Consider the following 17,138-nt stretch of genomic DNA (forward strand, 5'->3'; position numbering starts at 1 on the left):
TCACGACACCTCCTCGCCAAGGTAAGCCTCGATCACTTTCGGGTTGCTGCGCACTTGTTCCGGCGTGCCGTGGGCGATCAATTGGCCGTGGTCCAACACGTAAATGCGCTCGCATATGCCCATCACAAGCGACATATCGTGTTCGATCAACAAAATCGTCAACGCAAACCGTTCGCGGATAAACGCGATCAAGTTCATCAATTCTTTCGTTTCTTGCGGGTTCATGCCGGCGGCCGGCTCGTCAAGCAAAAGCACTTTTGGCTGCGCCGCCAGCGCCCGGGCGATCTCAAGCCGGCGCTGCTGGCCGTACGGCAAGTTTTTCGCTTTCTCGTGCATGACGCCGTCAAGCTGGAAAATTTTTAAAAACTCGATCGCCTTTTCTTCCATTTCCTTTTCCCCGCGGAAATGGGACGGGAGGCGGAGAATGGAGCTCGCGATCGAATGGCGGGCGTGCGCATGGTAGGCGACTTTCACGTTGTCGAGCACCGAGAGCTCGCCGAACAGGCGAATGTTTTGAAACGTCCGGCTGATCCCTTTGCGCGTAATTTTATACGGCGGCAGTCCGTTCAACGTCTCGCCGTCAAGCATAATCCGCCCGTCAGTCGGCACATACACGCCCGTCAACAAGTTAAACAGCGTCGTTTTCCCCGCGCCGTTCGGGCCGATGAGCCCGACAAGCTCCCCTTGATATAGCTCCATCGTCACACCGGAGAGCGCCTTCAGCCCGCCAAACTGGATGCCGACGTTTTCTGCTTTAAGCAACGGTGTTTTTGCCGCCATGATTCATTCCTCCCTGCGCTGCCTTCCGCCATTTGAAGAGCGAAGATAGTTCTTTCGTCCCCATCAACCCGGTTGGACGGTACAGCATCACCAAAATCAAGACGATGCTGTAAATGATCATCCGCGTTTCCGGATAGTTTTGCAAGAACGTCGAAACGATCGTCAGCAGCACCGCCGCCACCACCGCGCCGGATAGGCTGCCGAGCCCGCCGAGCACGACGAAAATCAAGATGTCGAACGATTTCAGGAAGCCAAAGTTCGACGGCTGAATGATGTAAAAGTGATGCGCGTACAGCGCTCCGGCGATGCCGGCGAAAAACGAACCGATCGCAAACGCCGCCACTTTGTAATACGTCGTGTTGATCCCCATGGCATCGGCGGCGATTTCATCTTCGCGGATCGAGATGCACGCCCGCCCGTGCGTCGAGTTCGTGAAGTTGGCGATCACCAAAATCGTGGCAAACAAGCAGGCGAACACCCATGGCCATGTCGTCATATGCGTCACCGTCATGCCGCTCGCCCCGCCGACGTAATCGATGTTCAAGAGCGCAATGCGGACGATTTCGCCAAAGCCGAGCGTGGCGATCGCCAAATAATCGCCTTTTAAACGCAGGCTCGGCACGCCGATGATGAGGCCGGCGAGCGCCGCCGCCACCCCAGCGGTCAAGACGCCGACCGCAAACGGCAGCTCTAGCTTCATCGTCATGACGGCTGAAGCGTAAGCGCCGACGGCGAAAAAGCCGGCATGTCCAATCGAAAACTGTCCGGTGATGCCGATGATCAAGTGAAGGCTCGCCGCCAGCATGACGTTGATCGCCATGAAAAAGAGCGTGTTGACGTAAAACACATTGAGCGTCCCGCTTGCAATCAGCCACTCGACAACAGCGAAAAAGGCGAAGGCCAGTATGACGGAAACCCAAAATCCACGAGTCCGCTTCCAAGTTGCCATTGTCCCCTACCATCCTTTACACTTTTTCTCGTACGTTCTTGCCAAACAATCCGGCCGGCCGGAAAATGAGAATGAGAATTAAAATGACAAACGCCACTCCGTCGCGCCAAAGCGAGTAGCCGAGCCCGCTGACGAGCGATTCGATGACGCCAAGCAAAAGCCCCCCGACCATCGCTCCCGGAATGATGCCGATTCCGCCCAACACGGCGGCGACAAACGCTTTCAATCCGGGAAGAATGCCCATCAATGGCTCGATTTTTGTATAATAAATGCCGAAAATAACGCCTGCCGCCCCCGCGAGCGCCGAACCGATGGCGAACGTGGCCGAAATCGTATTGTCGACATTAATCCCCATCAACCGGGCCGCTTCCGCATCATGGGAAACAGCACGCATCGCCTTCCCGATTTTTGTCCGGTGAACGATGAACTGAAGAAGGACCATCAAAACGAGGGACGTGCCGAGGATGAACAGCGACTGGCTGCTGATGACAATCCCAAACAGCTCCAAGTTCCGATCCGGAAGCAATGTGCTCGGATACGCTTCCGGCTGCGCCCCGCGCAAATAAATCGTGACGTACTCAATCAAGAGCGATACGCCGATCGCCGTAATAAGCACCGCGATGCGCGCCGCATTGCGCAGCGGCTTGTAGGCAATCCGCTCGATGATCATCCCAAGCACGGCGCAAGAGGCCATCGCCAGCAACAGCGCCGGAACAAAGCCGACGTGAAGCATCGTCACAGCATAAAACCCGACGAATGAACCAATCATAAAGACGTCGCCATGGGCGAAGTTAATGAGGCGGACGATGCCGTACACCATCGTATAGCCAAGCGCGATGAGCGCATAAATGCTGCCTAGCGAAATGCCGTTGACCAGCTGTTGAATGAGTTCCATGATCGCACGCTCCTTAACGAAAACTCGTCGTTGACCAAAAGAAATGCCGGACAGGAGGGCGCCCCTTAGGGGCCTCCCCCGTCCATGCATCCATCCAGCCTTTCATTACGGATTCACTTTCGTTTTGAATTGCTGCTGCCCGTCTTTGTATTCCAAAATGGCCGCCGATTTGACCGGGTCATGGTTTTCATTGAGCGTCAGCGTGCCGGAGACGAGCTGCAAATCTTTCGTTTGCGCCAGCGCGTCTTTAATTTTCACCGGATCGGCGCTGCCGGCCCGCTTGATGGCGTCGGCCAGGAAGTAGGCTGTATCATAGCCAAGCGCGTTGAACGCATCCGGCGCTTTGTTGTATTTCGCTTTAAAGGCTTTCACAAACTCTTGAATTTTCGGATCCGGGTCGCCCGACGAATAATGGTTCGTGATGTACGTGTTGTTCAACGCGTCTTTGCCCGCGATCTCGACCAGCTTCGGCGAATCCCAGCCGTCGCCGCCCATGATCGGCACGTTCAAGCCAAGCTCGCGCGCCTGCTTGACGATGAGGCCGACTTCTTCATAATAGCCCGGCAGGAAAATGAACTCTGGATTCTTTGATTTTATGCGCGTCAGCGTCGCACGGAAATCGGTGTCTTTCGCGACATACGCCTCTTCAGCGACAATTTTGCCGCCGCCTTGCGTGAACGCGTCTTTAAACGAAGCGGCCAGCCCTTTCGAATAGTCGCTCGAGCTGTCGATCAACACCGCCGCGTTTTTCACTTTCAGTTCGTTCAAGGCGAATTTGGCCGCCACCGTCCCTTGGAACGGGTCGATAAAGCACGTCCGGAAGACGAACTCGTTCACTTTGCCGTCTTTGTTCGTGATCGTCGGGTTCGTGCCTGTCGGCGTAATGAGCGGCACTTTATTGTCGTTGGCGACTTGCACTTGAGCGAGCGTGTTCGTGCTCGTCGCCGAGCCGATGATGGCGACGACTTTATCCTGGCTGATCAACTTGATCGCGCCGTTCGTCGCTTCGGCCGCTTCCGATTTGTTGTCGACTTTCACCAACTCCAGCTTTTTGCCGTTGATTCCTTCTTTGTTGATTTCCTCAAGCGCCAAGTCGAGCCCTTCCGCAATCGACTGGCCGTATGACGCGACCCCGCCGGACAGCTCAAGGTTGGCGCCGATTTTAATCACATCGCCGCCCCCGCCTCCGCCGCTGTTTCCGCCTGAAGAACTGCCTCCTTGCTGGTTGCCGCCGCAGCCGGCCAAAAGACCCGCCGTCAGCATCAATGAGAAAAAGACACCTGCTGCTCTTTTTTTCTTCATTTCTTGTTCCCCCCATTGTTCAAAATGTTCTGTCACCAGAGCGCACACCTTTTTCTGCATACTATATCGATAGAGTCCGTCTGCCTTGTGCGCTCGTGCGCCGCGCCGGATGGCGCCGCAAACTGATGCATGCCTTCCGATGCCGGCCGTTCATTCCCCCTCTCAAACTGCTATGTAAATAATAAAACTATTTTCAATTTAATATAATATTACAAAATTCGAACCAACTCGTCTAGTTGTTTTCTATTTGAAAAACAAAAAAGCTGTTTCCTCTTGACAAACGCCAGAGAAACAGCCAAAGCCCCTTCGCCGGGAAGAACACTTTTTTTGCATAACATTTCCATGTTTCTGTCAAAACCATTCCCAACGGCTGACGCGGGCACCCGTCAACCTAACGGAACTATATAGATGCAATTTGAAGCTTTGCCATTTGCAGCTTTTACCCGAGTATTTGATCGACTGTCGGGCGACCGAACAACGCCGCTTAAAGACCCATATATGGGTCTGTGAAGCAGGCGGTTGTTCGATCCTCCGTCACGCCTTGGCTTGCCTTCGACAGTCGAACGAGAACGATCGATTTAGGAAGATGACAGTCGCCGGCCTTTTAGAGGCGCGCATTGACAGCCTTTCCCACTACCGCTTCGGAAGCTGGATGGACGGGCCGACTTGACCGCCGTTTTTGTTGTAAAATTGCGGCACTTCTCCCGGAATAAAGCGCATCACAACTGGAATATCTGTTGTCACATTGGAAATTTTCGATGCAAAAGGAATGACGACTTGGATGTCGACCGATACATGAATATCAATTTCAATAAAAAAACTGTTAATATCATACGCTCGAATTTCTTTCGTCACTTCCGAGTCGACATTGCCAACGATCTGAAACTGCACCGGAATGCGCGGGCCGAGGTTGGCCAAGAGGGCATTATCCGTGATTTTTCCAAGCGGAATGTAATAAATGATGCCGCGGCTGTTTCCAGTTCCGGACTCGACTTCGGGAAGGACCATCCGTTCAAGCCGTCCTTCTGTCGCCGCCTTTAAGCTTTCCATCACATGATCATCCGTCTCCGATAAGATGCGATTGATCACCGCGGTGTCAAAATCGACCGACACAATTTTGCCGCTTTCGTCCTTTTGAACCGTGACCAGCTGCCGAAATTCAGGGTTGTCTTTTTGAAACTGCTGCTCAATGGCGTTATTGATCACCAAGTTGGCAATCCGCTTCGTTTCCGTTTCCGCAATCTCCATGAGCACCGGCTTAATGCCTTTATTGACAATCCAAAGGCTTACCGCCGTCGAGAACATAAAAAAAACGAACGTCAATAAAAACACATAGCGGAACGGGAGCGGCCCCTTCCGCACGAATCGGGGGCGCAACAAAATGAAAATCCCTCCTTTACAAGCTATATGTATGCTTGCAAGGAGGGATTTTTTCACCGCATTTTCAACAGCGCCTCTCTTCCTTTCATTCCCTCTTCAATGCCGAGCTCCAAAGCGGCGACTGTCACCGATTCCAGCGGCGCCTCGAGCAGCTGTTCAATCGTACGCACCCCGACCGCCCGCCCGGCGATAATGCCGCGATCACGCAATTTCTCATTCAACAGCGCCACATCGAGCGCTCCGCACATAATGTACCCTTTTTCACCCGCCACCGCCAACAAATTCGTTTTCGGCAGCTGGACGGACACAGCAATAAACGGATGTCCGTCAATGATGATCGGCTTCACTTCGACCATCGCCGCAGTCACTCTCCTTTCCATACTCCAATGTATGAAGCATGGAAAAAGAAGTGCCTGCCTATTGGGCCAATTTCCAAGCGAGAAGATCGCGCAAAAACTCCGGCATGTAATACGTTTTTTCCGCCGCCCGCTGAATTTGCGGATAAAAGTGGCCGATCGCAAACATATCGGTCGTCGCCACCTCATACGTGCGCTCGGGATCGAGCGGCTCGCCGTTGATCATAATGCGGCGGATATGCCATTGACCGTCCTCCTCGAGCCCGGCCTCGATGTCCACGCCGTCGTACACCATTTCCCCCATCACTTCGCCGCGGAAGCCAAACCCTTTAAACTGCCAATGCTTCATCCGTTCCGTGTTGGCCTCAAGGATAATCTCTTTGAGCTCCGCGCCGCGCAGCTTCACCTTGCACGGGTTGAGCGGATGCGGGCAAATGCGATGCAAATCTTTTTTCGTCACCGGCCCTTTCGCAAGCGGCGCAAGCAGCACGCCGGCGTTAACCATGCCAATGTCCGCTTGGCACCACTCACGCAAAGCGGAAGCAAGCAAATTCCCAAGCGGCGACGGGGCGAACCAGTCAAGCGGCAAGTCATCATGGAGCACGGCGACTTGTTCCGCTTCAAGCCGCGCCAAACTTTCCTGCTCAAGACAAACAAGATGGCGCTCGACCGCCTCGGAGCGGGGCAATGGTTCGACATCCACGACCGTCGCGGATGCCCTGGACAGCCGGTTTTGGTCAATCTCCAGCTTGACCACCCCAACATATTTTCCGTATTTCCCCGCCGCGCAAAGCAGTGTTTGATTCAATGTTTTTCCTTCTGGAAACACATGGTGGGTGTGAGCGCCTAAAATAATGTCCACGCCTGGGATCGTCGCAGCGATTTTTTCATCCTCATTCACCCCAAGATGAGACAGCACAACGACGCAATCGGCCTTTTGCCTCACTTCCTCCACCGCCGCTGCCAACATGTCAAACGGCGGAACGATCTTCCAGCCGAGCAGCTCGTAAAAGTGAGAAAACGGAGCGGTGGCGCCAACCACCCCAATGCGAAACGTCTCCGTCGCCGGGATGACGACATACGGCAACGCCCAATGCGGCCGCACGCCATCGCGGCGAAACAAATTGGCGACAACGACCGGAAACCGAGCCTGTTCGTACAACGTATCCAGTTCATCATGATCAAGGGTGATCCCTTCGTTGTTGCCGATCGTCACCGCATCATAGTGAAGATCGTTCAATAAGTCCACATTCGCTTTTCCACGCGTCGCCTCGGTAATCGGGTGCACGCGGTCGAGAAAATCGCCCACATCAAACAAAAGCATCGCCTCGTTGCGCGCGCGATGCTCCCTTCTCCGTTCTGACAAAAAGCGGGCGATTTGCGGCCAATGTTCAAAATGGCTGTGCACGTCGTTCGTATGATAAATATAGACGGTTTGCTTCAATGCGCAAGCCTCCTTGGTTACGAAAAACTTTCGATCACAAGCCGAAGGCCAAGCAAAACGAGCACCATCCGAAGCACGACGACAAGCGTCCGGCTTGGCATCCGCTTATTGATCCACGCCCCGGTTTTCGCGCCGATCCATACGCCGGGAATGAGGGCAAGGGCAAACGACCATTGCACATTTCCCATCGCGACATGGGTGAGAGAACCGACGAGCGAGGACAAAAAAATCATCAACATCGACGTGGCGACCGCCACATGGGGCGGAAAGCGAAACAGCACGATCATCGCCGGCACCATGAGCGAGCCGCCGCCAATGCCAAACAACCCGCCGAAAAAGCCGACCACAAACGCGATGGCGATCGCGGCGAGCGGATAATAGCCGTACACGAACGTCTCCCCGTTCCGCTCCGTGTACGTGCGCATGACTTTCCGCGCCCACCACGATGCCCGTTTCAAGCGGGTTTCCGCTTTCGTCTCGGATCGGGATGACTCCCGTTCATTCTCCGTCGCCGCCGCCGTCTCGTCAGCCGAACGCTTCGTTTTCTTTTGACTCAGCGACAAAAAGAGCGACATGGCGATTAAAAACAGCCCAAAATACAATGAAAAATGAGCGGCGCTCAGCGTATTGTTCACCCAAGCGCCGATGACCGCCCCGGGAACGCTGCCAAGGCAAAAGAGCAAGCCGCTTTGATAGTCGACCATTTTGTCTTTCATATACGACAATGTGGACGATAAGCCATTGAAAATAATGACGACAAGCGACGTGCCGACCGCCACTTGCGGCGTCACCGCCGACAGCCAGCCGAGCGCGCCGAAAAACAGAAGCGACGGCACGATGATCACCCCGCCGCCAAGGCCGGCCAAACTGCCGACCGTCCCCGCGATAAAGCCGATCAAGACAAGCAACGCATACGCCATCCTCCATCCCCCTCTTCCCCGCTTCAAAACAAACCAAGCTGCCGCGGCGCAAGGCCCGTGTACTCAATGCCAAGCAAATCGATCAATTGTTTGGCGTTGTCGGCGGCATCGCCGCCGGAGTTGTTGTTAAACAGCACGTAAATCTGTTTCGTTTTTTGTTTTAATGCCTCTATATGGCGCACCCACTCGCGCAGCTCGCGCTCATTGTACCGGTATAAATAGCGGACCGCCCTCCAGTTCTCGCCGGCCGTCGCCTTGTTCCAGCCGTGAACATTCCGTCCGTGCAGGCGGATGAGCGTCTTTTCTCGATCAGTCGGATGCAAAACGGTCGGCACCGACCCTTCCCCCGCCTGCGGCTCGTCGCAAATTGTGTGAATCCACCCTTCCTCTTCCATAAAGTGAAGCGTTTTTTCATAAAAGCGCGGCGAAAACCATGATTGGTGCCGAAATTCGAGCGCCGCCGGCACCTCCCCCATCCGCGCTTTTGTCCAGCGCAAGTACGCCACATGCTCGCGCCGACAGTCAAACCACGGCGGAAACTGAAACAGCACCATCGCCAATTTCCCCGCTTCCTGAAACGGCGCGATCGATTCCAGAAACGCGGCAAACATCGCTTCCTTGCTTTCATACGGAATCGGGCCGCGCTCATGCCCGGTCATTCCTTGGTATGCCTTCACGATAAACTGAAACGACGGCGGCGTCTCGCGAATCCACTTTTCCACGTTCGAACGCGGCTGAATGGCGTAAAAGTACGAATCGACCTCGACCGTCGGAAAATGGGCCGCGTATTCCAGCAACTTGTCTTTCGCCGCAAGACCTGGCGGATAGAGGTTGTCATGATCCCCCCAACCAGTCAGTCCGATGTAAATCATCACGATCACCAATTCGTTCGATTTCCAGCTATCTTCACTATACCATAAGCGCGGGCGGCGCGAAATAAAAATGACCGCCGCACCATCAAGGGCAATGTCAGTTCATAGATTCATAACGTCCATAATTTACAATCGAGGAACGATTGCGATACAATGATACCCATCGAAACATTCTGACAATGGGAGGGCTGTCCAATGATCCATCTGTACCCGTTTCTTCTCTTATCGATATTTTTGATTGTGCTGCCCGGCCCCGACACAGCGGTGGTGACCAAAAACACCATTTCCGCAGGGAAGATCGGCGGCTTGAAAACCGCACTAGGGGTTTGCTGCGCCTTGTTTCTCCACACCGCCGCGGCGTCGCTCGGGCTTTCCGCCGTCATTATGCAATCGGCCTTGCTGTTTTCGATCCTGAAGTATGTGGGTGCTGTGTACTTAACGTATTTAGGCGTTAAGGCATTATATGGGGTCATGAAAAAAGGCGAAGCCCCCAGTGTGGAAACGGACATCAGAGGAGGAGGAGAACATACCGCCTGCTTCAAGCAAGGGTTTCTGACCGATTTCTTAAATCCGAAAGTGGCGGCCTTTTTCTTAACCTTTTTGCCGCAATTCGTAGCACCGGGCTCGCACTCCTTTGTTCCGTTTCTCCTGATGGGGGCGGCTTATACGGCGATGACCGCGATATGGTTTTTGTTTTACATTTCCTTCATCCATTATATCAGCGATTTCATGAAGCGGCCGAAAACGAAGAAATGGATCGAAGGCATCACGGGCACGGTGATGATCGGGTTCGGCATCAAATTGGCGCTTGAAAAAGTCCAGAGCTAAACAGGAAGACCGGGCGCGGCTGAACAGAGCCGCCTGGCATGTGAGATCAATGACAGGGGAGCGCCCAAAAAAGAGCGCTCCCTCGAAACAAAACATTCCATCCCGCTTCATCACGGCCGGATGGAGATTCGGATCACCGGAGACTTGAACATCACCGCGTCAGCCTTTTCATTCCAGTTATAAACATCTTGGAAAGAAAACAAATCCTTTTCTCTCCATGTCCGATTAGCATGAACATAAAATCCCTCAACATCCATATACGTTTGCGCGTGATCCGAAGGGACAATTTCAGAATACACATATCCAAAGTGGCGGTTGTTTTCCTTGTGCAGAGAATTTTTGATCATATACCCTACAACAGAAGATTGGTAAGGTTTCCTACTATGTTGTATGCTGACGTGAGACGCATCCCGATACGTCTTGTAGGAGCTATAAAGCTGATGATAATCGACAACCGCATTTTCAGTCGTCAAAATCCCGTAAAAATCCGTCTCCTTTTCTTTCGGATCGATAAGCCATTCATACGACAAGACGACGGCATATCGATGCTCTTCTCGACTTAACAAGGAAACGGATATGGTCAATTCCATGATGTTCTTTTTTTGATCGGTGTAAATCGTGGACGCGGTGCATAATTTCTGTTTCTCGATATGGCACCGGATCATTTGATGATCCGCCTGTTTCTTGAAAATCTCCTTCACCGTTTGTTCATCGAGCTCATGCCATTGATTCGCCGCACTTCTCGCGCGAAAAAAATCCATCTCCTCCCGATCCAAGTGACGAATCTCTTCTTTCGTCATCCCCAGCCGAAAGAAAGCCGCAGCCTCCTTGTTTTTGAGCTGTCGGTTGACTTTATTGGCGTTTTCCGGCTCTCTAATGAGATTTTCTATCTCTTCTTGATCAAAACCTTGTCTTTTTGCATCCAAATGATGAGCCTGTAAATTCATCTCCTGATGATCGCAGCCAGCTAGCATTGTACACAACAAAACATAACGGAGGATCCGTTTCAATGATAAGCCACCCTCTTCACCGTAAGGTATTGTCAAAAGTTTATCCTCCACACTCACGGTTTTTCCTTGAGTTTCAACGGTCGGAAGAAAAAAAGCTTGCCACCCCCATTGTTTTCGGCCATCATTGAGGTAACCACACACTCAACAGCCAAAACAAAGAAGGAGTGACAAGCTTGTTACCTCCATTATTAGCCTATTTGCTCGAAATCATGCCAGTGCCGGTTCAACCACCGGAACCGGTTCACCGAGCAAGCGGTCTTTCGTTTTTTGAACTGAAACGTTTCTTGGCTGGGAAGCTAAACAAGGGAGAGCCAAAGCCACTCATCTTCGAAGACGAGTCGGACAAGTTTCATAACTGTTGAAACCTTTTTTGTCAACAAGATAATCATGAAATGCCTCTACTTGTATCCAAGCATTCGTATAAGGTTTCAATGCGATCCATCAAACATTGAAAGATTTCGTTCAGAGCGTTGGCGAAATATTGCAAAATCAAGCAATGATGTTACTCATACTGTTATTCAATAAATAATTTGGCTATTTAACAAAAGTTGTACTTGACGATTTTAGATCATATCTTACTTGCACCCATAGGAAAAATAAGTAAATCACACATCACTGGCGGATTAAGAAAACACCTCGCTTGCCATGTACATGTTGTGTTAACACGCCAATAATTGGTTTTGGATTTATCCAAAAAATTGATAAATAGCATAATATAAAAACAATATAGTATTAATGACAAGCGTAACAAACAAGATTTTGTAGATAGTTGTTTTTCTCTCTCTAACCCCCAAAAACTTAATTTGGAAAAATAAAAGTAGAATATTAAAAAAGGTAGGCACTAAAGTATAAAAATACCTTTCATCGCTAATGGATACTACGCTTGGATTAAACCAATAAATGAACGCATCAGAATTTTGAATCATCAAGCTGAATAAAATAATAAACCATGAAATAACTAACAAGATAACCTTTATGAATATTCCACTTTTTCCAGAAAATATAAGTTTCATAAAAATAAGGCTCTTCACCACAACATGTACTTGACAAGCAATACGGTTTCCTGCACAAAGATGTGCCAAAATCACGGACTTGTTGATTTTCCCTCACAAGCGTAAATGGGGTATGTTCAGAAAAAATCAAGTACAACTTTTGGTGAAGAGCCAAAAATAAAATGCCACCTACCTTATAATGATTTGGATTAGTCATACCTTTTTCTTGTTGCTGTTGAACACCTCTTTTTTCAGGCGTGTTGATTAACCAATAATACCCATACACATCATAGAAAAAAGAGCACCTTTCCTGTAGAATGTAAGTATATACATACAACATGAAGAGTGAGTTTCTCAGTCATCCTGCACACCCCAAGCGTTGCAGCACTTCCTCCGGGCGTTCATGGATGTCATCCATAAACCGAGCAATGGCTTGGGCGATATCGTTTCGATCTTGGTGAAACACATTGGCAATGACGGTGTCTTTCAGCCATTTCCACAAGTGCTCGATCGGGTTCAGCTGTGGCGAATAGGAGGATATGACCATTGATGTAGTCAAAAAACAGTTCCGCATCGTGTAAGGGGGTCTCTGTTTGTCTCTTTTAACCATAGAAATTATTGTAGTGAAAAATGCTCATCTACAGTTTAATTGTAAAAAAAAAGAAAATTATTTGTCAATAAAAAGTTGCACTTAACTTAAACATCTCTTTCGTAGTCCCTATCGGGAAAAATGAATAAAATCATGTTTTTTATACATGGCTGTTAACTTCACGCCTAAAAAGGCTACTAAGCCGAGAGATCGTACACGGCTGAACAGAGCCGCCTGGCATGGAAAAGGAACGACAGGGGAGCGCCCAAAAAAGAGCGCTCCCCTAAAAACTGAAGGAGGAATGGCCTGCGGAGCGGCCTTGGCGCTTCCGGAGATCACCGGAAAGAATAAGCGCCGACCGCTCCCTTGCTTTGTCCTGCGTCGATCATGTGGGCGTTTTGTGGGGGAAGCACCCCCAAGCGAACGCTCCACCCTTGATTCATCAAGCTTACCCAATGCTTCCTTCCATCTCGAACTTGATCAAGCGGTTCATCTCGACCGCGTATTCCATCGGCAGCTCTCTTGTAAACGGCTCAATGAAGCCCATGACGATCATTTCCGTCGCTTCCTGCTCGGAAATGCCGCGGCTCATCAAGTAGAACAGCTGCTCTTCCGACACTTTCGACACTTTCGCTTCGTGCTCAAGCGAGATGTTGTCGTTTAAAATTTCGTTGTACGGAATCGTGTCCGATGTCGACTGGTTGTCGAGAATGAGCGTATCGCATTCGATGTTCGAGCGCGAGCCGGACGCTTTGCGGCCGAAATGGACCATGCCGCGATACGTCACCTTGCCGCCTTGTTTGGAGATCGACTTCGAGACGATCGTCGATGACGTATTCGGGGCCAAATGGATCATTTTCGCCCCGGCGTCTTGATGCTGCCCTTTGCCGGCGATGGCGATCGACAGCGTCAAGCCGCGCGCCCCTTCGCCTTTTAAGATGACGGCCGGGTATTTCATCGTCAGCTTCGAGCCGATGTTGCCGTCGATCCATTCCATCGTCGCGTTTTCTTCGCAGACGGCGCGCTTCGTCACCAAGTTGAAGACGTTGTTCGCCCAGTTTTGGATCGTCGTGTAGCGGCAGTAGGCGCCTTTTTTGACGATGATTTCCACAACCGCGCTATGAAGCGAGTTCGTCGTGTAAATCGGCGCTGTACAGCCTTCGACGTAATGGACGTGCGCCCCTTCGTCCACGATGATGAGCGTCCGTTCAAACTGCCCCATGTTTTCCGAGTTGATGCGGAAGTACGCCTGAAGCGGCGTATCGACTTTGACGCCTTTCGGGACGTAGATGAACGAACCGCCCGACCAGACGGCCGAGTTGAGCGCCGCAAATTTGTTGTCCGTCGGCGGCACGACTTTGGCGAAATACTCGCGGAACAAGTCTTCGTTTTCCTTCAGCGCCGAGTCGGTGTCTTTAAAGATGACACCGAGTTTTTCGAGGTCTTCTTTCATGTTGTGGTAGACGACTTCCGATTCGTATTGCGCCGAGACGCCGGCCAAATATTTTTGTTCCGCCTCTGGAATCCCTAATTTATCGAACGTCGCTTTGATCTCCGCCGGCACCTCATCCCACGAACGGCCCGATTTTTCCGTCGGTTTGACGTAGTACGTAATTTCATCGAAATCGAGGCTTGACAAGTCGCCGCCCCATTGCGGCATCGGTTTGCTGTAGAAGATGTCGAGCGCTTTTAAGCGGAACTCGAGCATCCATTGCGGCTCGTTTTTCATCCGCGAAATTTCTTCGACGACTTCACGCGTCAGGCCGCGCTGGGCGCGGAAGACGGAGACGTCTTTATCGACGAAGCCGTACTTGTATTCACCAATTTCCGGGGCTTTTTTCGCCATCTCGGTTCACCTTCCTTCATGTTCATGATTGTGCAGCCCTTTTTCGAGCGCTTTCCACGCCAACGTCGCGCATTTAATGCGGGCGGGAAATTTGGAAACGCCTTGAAGCGCCTCGATGTCGCCAAGATCGACCGAATCGTCGTACTCTTTCCCTTGGATCATGTCGGAAAAAATGTGGGCGAGCCGAAGCGCTTCCTCCACCGTTTTTCCTTTGATCGCCTGCGTCATCATCGACGCCGACGACATTGAAATCGAACAGCCTTCGCCTTCAAATTTGACGTCGGCGACTTTTCCGTCTTCGACTTTCATCGTCAAGTGGATGCGGTCGCCGCACGTCGGGTTGTTCATGTTGACATCGACGTTCGTTCCTTCAAGCACCCCGCGGTTTCGCGGGTTTTTATAATGATCCATAATGACTTGGCGGTAAAGCTGATCCAACGGATGGTTAGAAGACATGGCTGAAGTACTCCTTCGCTTTCTGTAATGCGGCGATGAATGCATCGATTTCCTCTTTGGTATTGTAAAGGTAAAAGCTCGCCCGGGCGGTCGCCGTCACGCCGAGCCATTTCATGAGCGGCTGGGCGCAATGGTGGCCGGCGCGGATGGCGATTCCTTCGGCGTCAAGGACAGTCGCCACATCGTGCGGATGCACCCCGTCGATGTTGAACGTGACAAGCCCCGCCCGCTCTTTCGGGCCATAGACGGTGACGCCTTCGATGTCCGCCATTCGTTCAAGCGCATATTGCGCCAGCTCATGCTCATGGGCGGCGATGGCGTCCAAGCCTACTTGTTCAAGGAAATCGATCGCTGCACCAAGGCCAATCGCCCCGGCGATGATCGGCGTGCCGCCTTCAAACTTCCACGGCAGCTCTTTCCACGTCGAGTCGTACAGCTCGACAAAATCGATCATTTCACCGCCGAACTCGATTGGCTCCATCTGCGCAAGCCATTTCTTTTTGCCATATAATACGCCGATTCCCGTCGGCCCGCACATTTTATGGCCGGAAAGGGCGAGAAAATCGCAATCAAGTTCCTGAACATCGACCTTCATATGCGGAGCGCTTTGCGCCGCATCGACGACGACGACCGCCCCGCGCTCATGGGCGATGCGGGCGATCTCCCGCACCGGGTTGATCGTCCCAAGAACGTTGGACACATGGGCGATGGCGACGATCTTCGCCGCTTTGGTGATGGCCGCCTCAACGTCGCGCAAATCGATCGTGCCGTCTTCCTGCAGCGGAATGTATTTCAGCGTTGCGCCCGTTTGTTTCGCCAGCTGCTGCCATGGGATTAAGTTGCTGTGATGCTCCATGTACGTGATGACGATCTCGTCGCCTTCTTTGACATTGGCGCGCCCGTAGCTTGCAGCGACCAAGTTGAGCGCAGCGGTCGTGCCGCGCGTAAAGATGATTTCCTGCGCCGATTGGGCGTTTAAAAACCGCCGCACTTTTTCGCGCGCGCCTTCGTACGCATCGGTCGCCTTCGTCCCGAGCGTATGGACGCCGCGGTGGACGTTCGAGTTGTACTCGCGGTAGTAGCGGTCAAGCGTCTCAATCACCGGCAGCGGCTTTTGCGACGTCGCCGCGCTGTCAAAATAGACGAGCGGATGGCCGTTCACTTGCTGATGCAAAATCGGAAACAACGCGCGAATTTCGTTCACATTCATGATTGAACTTTCCTTTCAATCACTTCAATTAATTGGTTTTTCACGCCTTCAAGGGGAATCGCCTCGACAACCGGCGCCAAAAAGCCGTGGATGATGAGCCGTTCCGCATCGCGTCTCGGAATGCCGCGGCTCATTAAGTAATACAACTGGATCGGATCGACGCGTCCCACCGATGCCGCGTGGCCCGCCATGACGTCGTCTTCATCAATGAGCAAAATCGGGTTCGCATCGCCGCGCGCTTTTTCGCTCAGCATCAAGACGCGCGACTCCTGGTCGGCGTTTGACTTCGACGCGCCGTGCTCAATTTTGCCGATGCCGTTGAAAATCGAGGTCGCGCTGTCGCGGACGACGCCATGTTTTAAAATGTAACCTTCCGTATGCCTGCCGTAATGGACGACGCTGGTCGTAAAGTTTTGCACTTGCTCGCCGCGGCTGACCGCGACTGTTTTCGTATCGCCGAACGAGCCGTCGCCGACAAGGCGGGTGATGTTCTCGGAGACCGTGTTGCCGTCATTCATCAGCCCGAGCGCCCATTCAATCCGTCCGTCGCGCCCGGCGATGCCGCGCCGATTGACATACGTCGTTGTGCCTTTGGCCAAATGGTCGACGGCGGCGAAAAAGACGCTTGCGTTCGCTTGGGCAAACACCTCGGCGGCCACATTGACGACCGCTTTTCCTTCTCGGCTTGCCGATATATAGTTTTCGACAAACACGACACGGCTGTTGTCTTCCGCGACAATGATCACGTGGTTAAACAAGGCGATGTCATCTTCGTCTTGAATATAGACCGCCTGAAGCGGCGTTTCAATCTCCACGTTTTTCGGGACATAGACAAACACGCCGCCGTTGAGCAGCGCCGCATGGAGCGCGGCAAGGCGGTGCTCATCCGGCTTGACCGCCGTCATCAAATAGTTTTTCAGCAAGTCGCCATGCTCGCGCGCTGCTGTGAAGATGTCGGTGAAAATGACGCCTTTTTCTTTTAATTCATCGGACAGCGACACGTACGCCGGCGTATGGTTGCGCTGCACGTACAAGTTTTTCGTTCCTTCGCCCGCCTCGATGAGCGCCTTGACCGCTTCCGGCAAATCGTCAAGACCATCATACGGCGCGCTGTCGACCGTGTGGCGGGCGAACTCGGTGAAATTCCATTTGTCGATTTTGGTTTTCTCCGGTTTCGGAAGCGGCAGCCGCTCCGCCAGCCGAAGCGCCTCAAGGCGCCGCGCCGTCAGCCAGTCCGGCTCGCCGCGCCCGCTTGAGAACGTGCGGATGTATGTTTCATCGAATGGGATTTTCGTTTCTGTCGCCATAA

At 52.2% G+C, this 17,138-nt stretch carries 18 protein-coding genes; 2 read left to right on the forward strand and 16 right to left on the reverse strand.

Translation table 11 applies throughout. From position 1 onward, the window contains the following. The 9 genes from JCR24_RS13920 to JCR24_RS13960 all read right to left on the reverse strand — a co-directional run bounded on the left by JCR24_RS13920 (nucleotide 1) and on the right by JCR24_RS13960 (nucleotide 8,898). Nucleotides 1-780 (reverse strand): ABC transporter ATP-binding protein, encoded by a 780-nt coding sequence (locus JCR24_RS13920; protein ID WP_044742717.1) that lies wholly within the window; start codon nucleotides 778-780, stop codon nucleotides 1-3. Continuing rightward, on the reverse strand, nucleotides 755-1,729 hold the full coding sequence (locus JCR24_RS13925; RefSeq protein ID WP_021321780.1) for a branched-chain amino acid ABC transporter permease: 975 nt from the start codon (nucleotides 1,727-1,729) through the stop codon (nucleotides 755-757). The genes JCR24_RS13920 and JCR24_RS13925 overlap by 26 nt, the downstream gene beginning before the upstream one ends. Before the next feature lie 16 nt (nucleotides 1,730-1,745). Continuing rightward, nucleotides 1,746-2,624 carry a branched-chain amino acid ABC transporter permease gene (locus JCR24_RS13930; protein ID WP_238980829.1) on the reverse strand — a complete coding sequence of 293 codons (879 nt, stop codon included), beginning with the start codon at nucleotides 2,622-2,624 and terminating at the stop codon, nucleotides 1,746-1,748. A gap of 105 nt (nucleotides 2,625-2,729) precedes the next feature. Beyond that, nucleotides 2,730-3,926: an ABC transporter substrate-binding protein gene (locus JCR24_RS13935; protein ID WP_025039318.1), complete on the reverse strand. Its 1,197-nt coding sequence runs from the start codon at nucleotides 3,924-3,926 to the stop codon at nucleotides 2,730-2,732. A 633-nt stretch (nucleotides 3,927-4,559) separates the two neighbouring features. Continuing rightward, nucleotides 4,560-5,306, reverse strand: coding sequence for a sporulation protein YunB (gene yunB / locus JCR24_RS13940; protein WP_011232451.1), 747 nt, complete (start codon nucleotides 5,304-5,306; stop codon nucleotides 4,560-4,562). Nucleotides 5,307-5,359: 53 nt separating this feature from the next. Continuing rightward, nucleotides 5,360-5,662 (reverse strand): YunC family protein, encoded by a 303-nt coding sequence (locus tag JCR24_RS13945; protein ID WP_011232452.1) that lies wholly within the window; start codon nucleotides 5,660-5,662, stop codon nucleotides 5,360-5,362. Nucleotides 5,663-5,723: 61 nt separating this feature from the next. Continuing rightward, entirely contained in the window at nucleotides 5,724-7,106 is a 1,383-nt protein-coding gene (locus tag JCR24_RS13950) for a bifunctional metallophosphatase/5'-nucleotidase (protein ID WP_011232453.1), read from the reverse strand. 17 nt (nucleotides 7,107-7,123) lie between these two features. After that, entirely contained in the window at nucleotides 7,124-8,026 is a 903-nt protein-coding gene (locus JCR24_RS13955) for a sulfite exporter TauE/SafE family protein (protein WP_014196670.1), read from the reverse strand. Nucleotides 8,027-8,049: 23 nt separating this feature from the next. Next, nucleotides 8,050-8,898 (reverse strand): DUF72 domain-containing protein, encoded by an 849-nt coding sequence (locus tag JCR24_RS13960; protein WP_011232455.1) that lies wholly within the window; start codon nucleotides 8,896-8,898, stop codon nucleotides 8,050-8,052. Between the two features lie 195 nt (nucleotides 8,899-9,093). Here JCR24_RS13960 and JCR24_RS13965 point away from each other — a divergent pair, with 195 nt between their 5' ends. After that, the gene (locus tag JCR24_RS13965; RefSeq protein ID WP_011232456.1) at nucleotides 9,094-9,726 is read left to right on the forward strand and encodes a LysE family translocator; all 633 of its coding nucleotides are present in this window, start codon (nucleotides 9,094-9,096) and stop codon (nucleotides 9,724-9,726) included. A 110-nt stretch (nucleotides 9,727-9,836) separates the two neighbouring features. Here JCR24_RS13965 and JCR24_RS13970 read toward each other — a convergent pair whose 3' ends face one another. Next, nucleotides 9,837-10,772, reverse strand: coding sequence for a hypothetical protein (locus JCR24_RS13970; protein ID WP_238980830.1), 936 nt, complete (start codon nucleotides 10,770-10,772; stop codon nucleotides 9,837-9,839). A gap of 173 nt (nucleotides 10,773-10,945) precedes the next feature. On the opposite strand from JCR24_RS13970, the gene JCR24_RS13975 reads away from it, so the two are divergent. After that, nucleotides 10,946-11,098, forward strand: a complete 153-nt coding sequence (locus JCR24_RS13975; protein ID WP_110107825.1) for a distal tail protein Dit — start codon at nucleotides 10,946-10,948, stop codon at nucleotides 11,096-11,098. A 547-nt stretch (nucleotides 11,099-11,645) separates the two neighbouring features. On the opposite strand, the gene JCR24_RS13980 is transcribed toward JCR24_RS13975, so the two are convergent. The 6 genes from JCR24_RS13980 to sufD form a co-directional block, all read right to left on the reverse strand. Beyond that, complete coding sequence (locus JCR24_RS13980; RefSeq protein WP_238980831.1) at nucleotides 11,646-12,068, reverse strand: hypothetical protein; 423 nt, start codon at nucleotides 12,066-12,068, stop codon at nucleotides 11,646-11,648. An 18-nt stretch (nucleotides 12,069-12,086) separates the two neighbouring features. Beyond that, nucleotides 12,087-12,287, reverse strand: coding sequence for a transposase (locus JCR24_RS13985; RefSeq protein WP_223810853.1), 201 nt, complete (start codon nucleotides 12,285-12,287; stop codon nucleotides 12,087-12,089). 478 nt (nucleotides 12,288-12,765) lie between these two features. Next, nucleotides 12,766-14,163: a Fe-S cluster assembly protein SufB gene (gene sufB / locus JCR24_RS13990; protein ID WP_015375743.1), complete on the reverse strand. Its 1,398-nt coding sequence runs from the start codon at nucleotides 14,161-14,163 to the stop codon at nucleotides 12,766-12,768. Between the two features lie 6 nt (nucleotides 14,164-14,169). Then, on the reverse strand, nucleotides 14,170-14,619 hold the full coding sequence (gene sufU / locus JCR24_RS13995; protein WP_013144310.1) for a Fe-S cluster assembly sulfur transfer protein SufU: 450 nt from the start codon (nucleotides 14,617-14,619) through the stop codon (nucleotides 14,170-14,172). Next, nucleotides 14,609-15,829 carry a cysteine desulfurase gene (locus JCR24_RS14000; RefSeq protein WP_062898907.1) on the reverse strand — a complete coding sequence of 407 codons (1,221 nt, stop codon included), beginning with the start codon at nucleotides 15,827-15,829 and terminating at the stop codon, nucleotides 14,609-14,611. Before JCR24_RS14000 ends, sufU begins: the two co-directional genes overlap by 11 nt. Continuing rightward, nucleotides 15,826-17,136, reverse strand: coding sequence for a Fe-S cluster assembly protein SufD (sufD, locus tag JCR24_RS14005; RefSeq protein ID WP_011232464.1), 1,311 nt, complete (start codon nucleotides 17,134-17,136; stop codon nucleotides 15,826-15,828). The genes JCR24_RS14000 and sufD overlap by 4 nt, the downstream gene beginning before the upstream one ends. Nucleotides 17,137-17,138: the final 2 nt, after the last annotated feature.

The organism is Geobacillus sp. YHL, assembly GCF_022341265.1.
Classification (GTDB): Bacteria; Bacillota; Bacilli; order Bacillales; family Anoxybacillaceae; genus Geobacillus; species Geobacillus thermoleovorans.

What these genes read in the sequence shown, in the direction of transcription:
- sufU (WP_013144310.1), bottom strand. Translation starts at nt 14,619, where the DNA reads ATGTCTTCTAACCATCCGTTGGATCAGCTTTACCGCCAAGTCATTATG.
- sufB (WP_015375743.1), bottom strand. Translation starts at nt 14,163, where the DNA reads ATGGCGAAAAAAGCCCCGGAAATTGGTGAATACAAGTACGGCTTCGTC.
- JCR24_RS13925 (WP_021321780.1), bottom strand. Translation starts at nt 1,729, where the DNA reads ATGGCAACTTGGAAGCGGACTCGTGGATTTTGGGTTTCCGTCATACTG.
- JCR24_RS13930 (WP_238980829.1), bottom strand. Translation starts at nt 2,624, where the DNA reads ATGGAACTCATTCAACAGCTGGTCAACGGCATTTCGCTAGGCAGCATT.
- JCR24_RS13945 (WP_011232452.1), bottom strand. Translation starts at nt 5,662, where the DNA reads ATGGTCGAAGTGAAGCCGATCATCATTGACGGACATCCGTTTATTGCT.
- JCR24_RS13960 (WP_011232455.1), bottom strand. Translation starts at nt 8,898, where the DNA reads ATGATTTACATCGGACTGACTGGTTGGGGGGATCATGACAACCTCTAT.
- JCR24_RS13975 (WP_110107825.1), top strand. Translation starts at nt 10,946, where the DNA reads ATGCCAGTGCCGGTTCAACCACCGGAACCGGTTCACCGAGCAAGCGGT.
- JCR24_RS13920 (WP_044742717.1), bottom strand. Translation starts at nt 780, where the DNA reads ATGGCGGCAAAAACACCGTTGCTTAAAGCAGAAAACGTCGGCATCCAG.
- JCR24_RS13980 (WP_238980831.1), bottom strand. Translation starts at nt 12,068, where the DNA reads ATGTTGTATGTATATACTTACATTCTACAGGAAAGGTGCTCTTTTTTC.
- sufD (WP_011232464.1), bottom strand. Translation starts at nt 17,136, where the DNA reads ATGGCGACAGAAACGAAAATCCCATTCGATGAAACATACATCCGCACG.
- JCR24_RS13955 (WP_014196670.1), bottom strand. Translation starts at nt 8,026, where the DNA reads ATGGCGTATGCGTTGCTTGTCTTGATCGGCTTTATCGCGGGGACGGTC.
- JCR24_RS13965 (WP_011232456.1), top strand. Translation starts at nt 9,094, where the DNA reads ATGATCCATCTGTACCCGTTTCTTCTCTTATCGATATTTTTGATTGTG.
- JCR24_RS14000 (WP_062898907.1), bottom strand. Translation starts at nt 15,829, where the DNA reads ATGAATGTGAACGAAATTCGCGCGTTGTTTCCGATTTTGCATCAGCAA.
- JCR24_RS13935 (WP_025039318.1), bottom strand. Translation starts at nt 3,926, where the DNA reads ATGAAGAAAAAAAGAGCAGCAGGTGTCTTTTTCTCATTGATGCTGACG.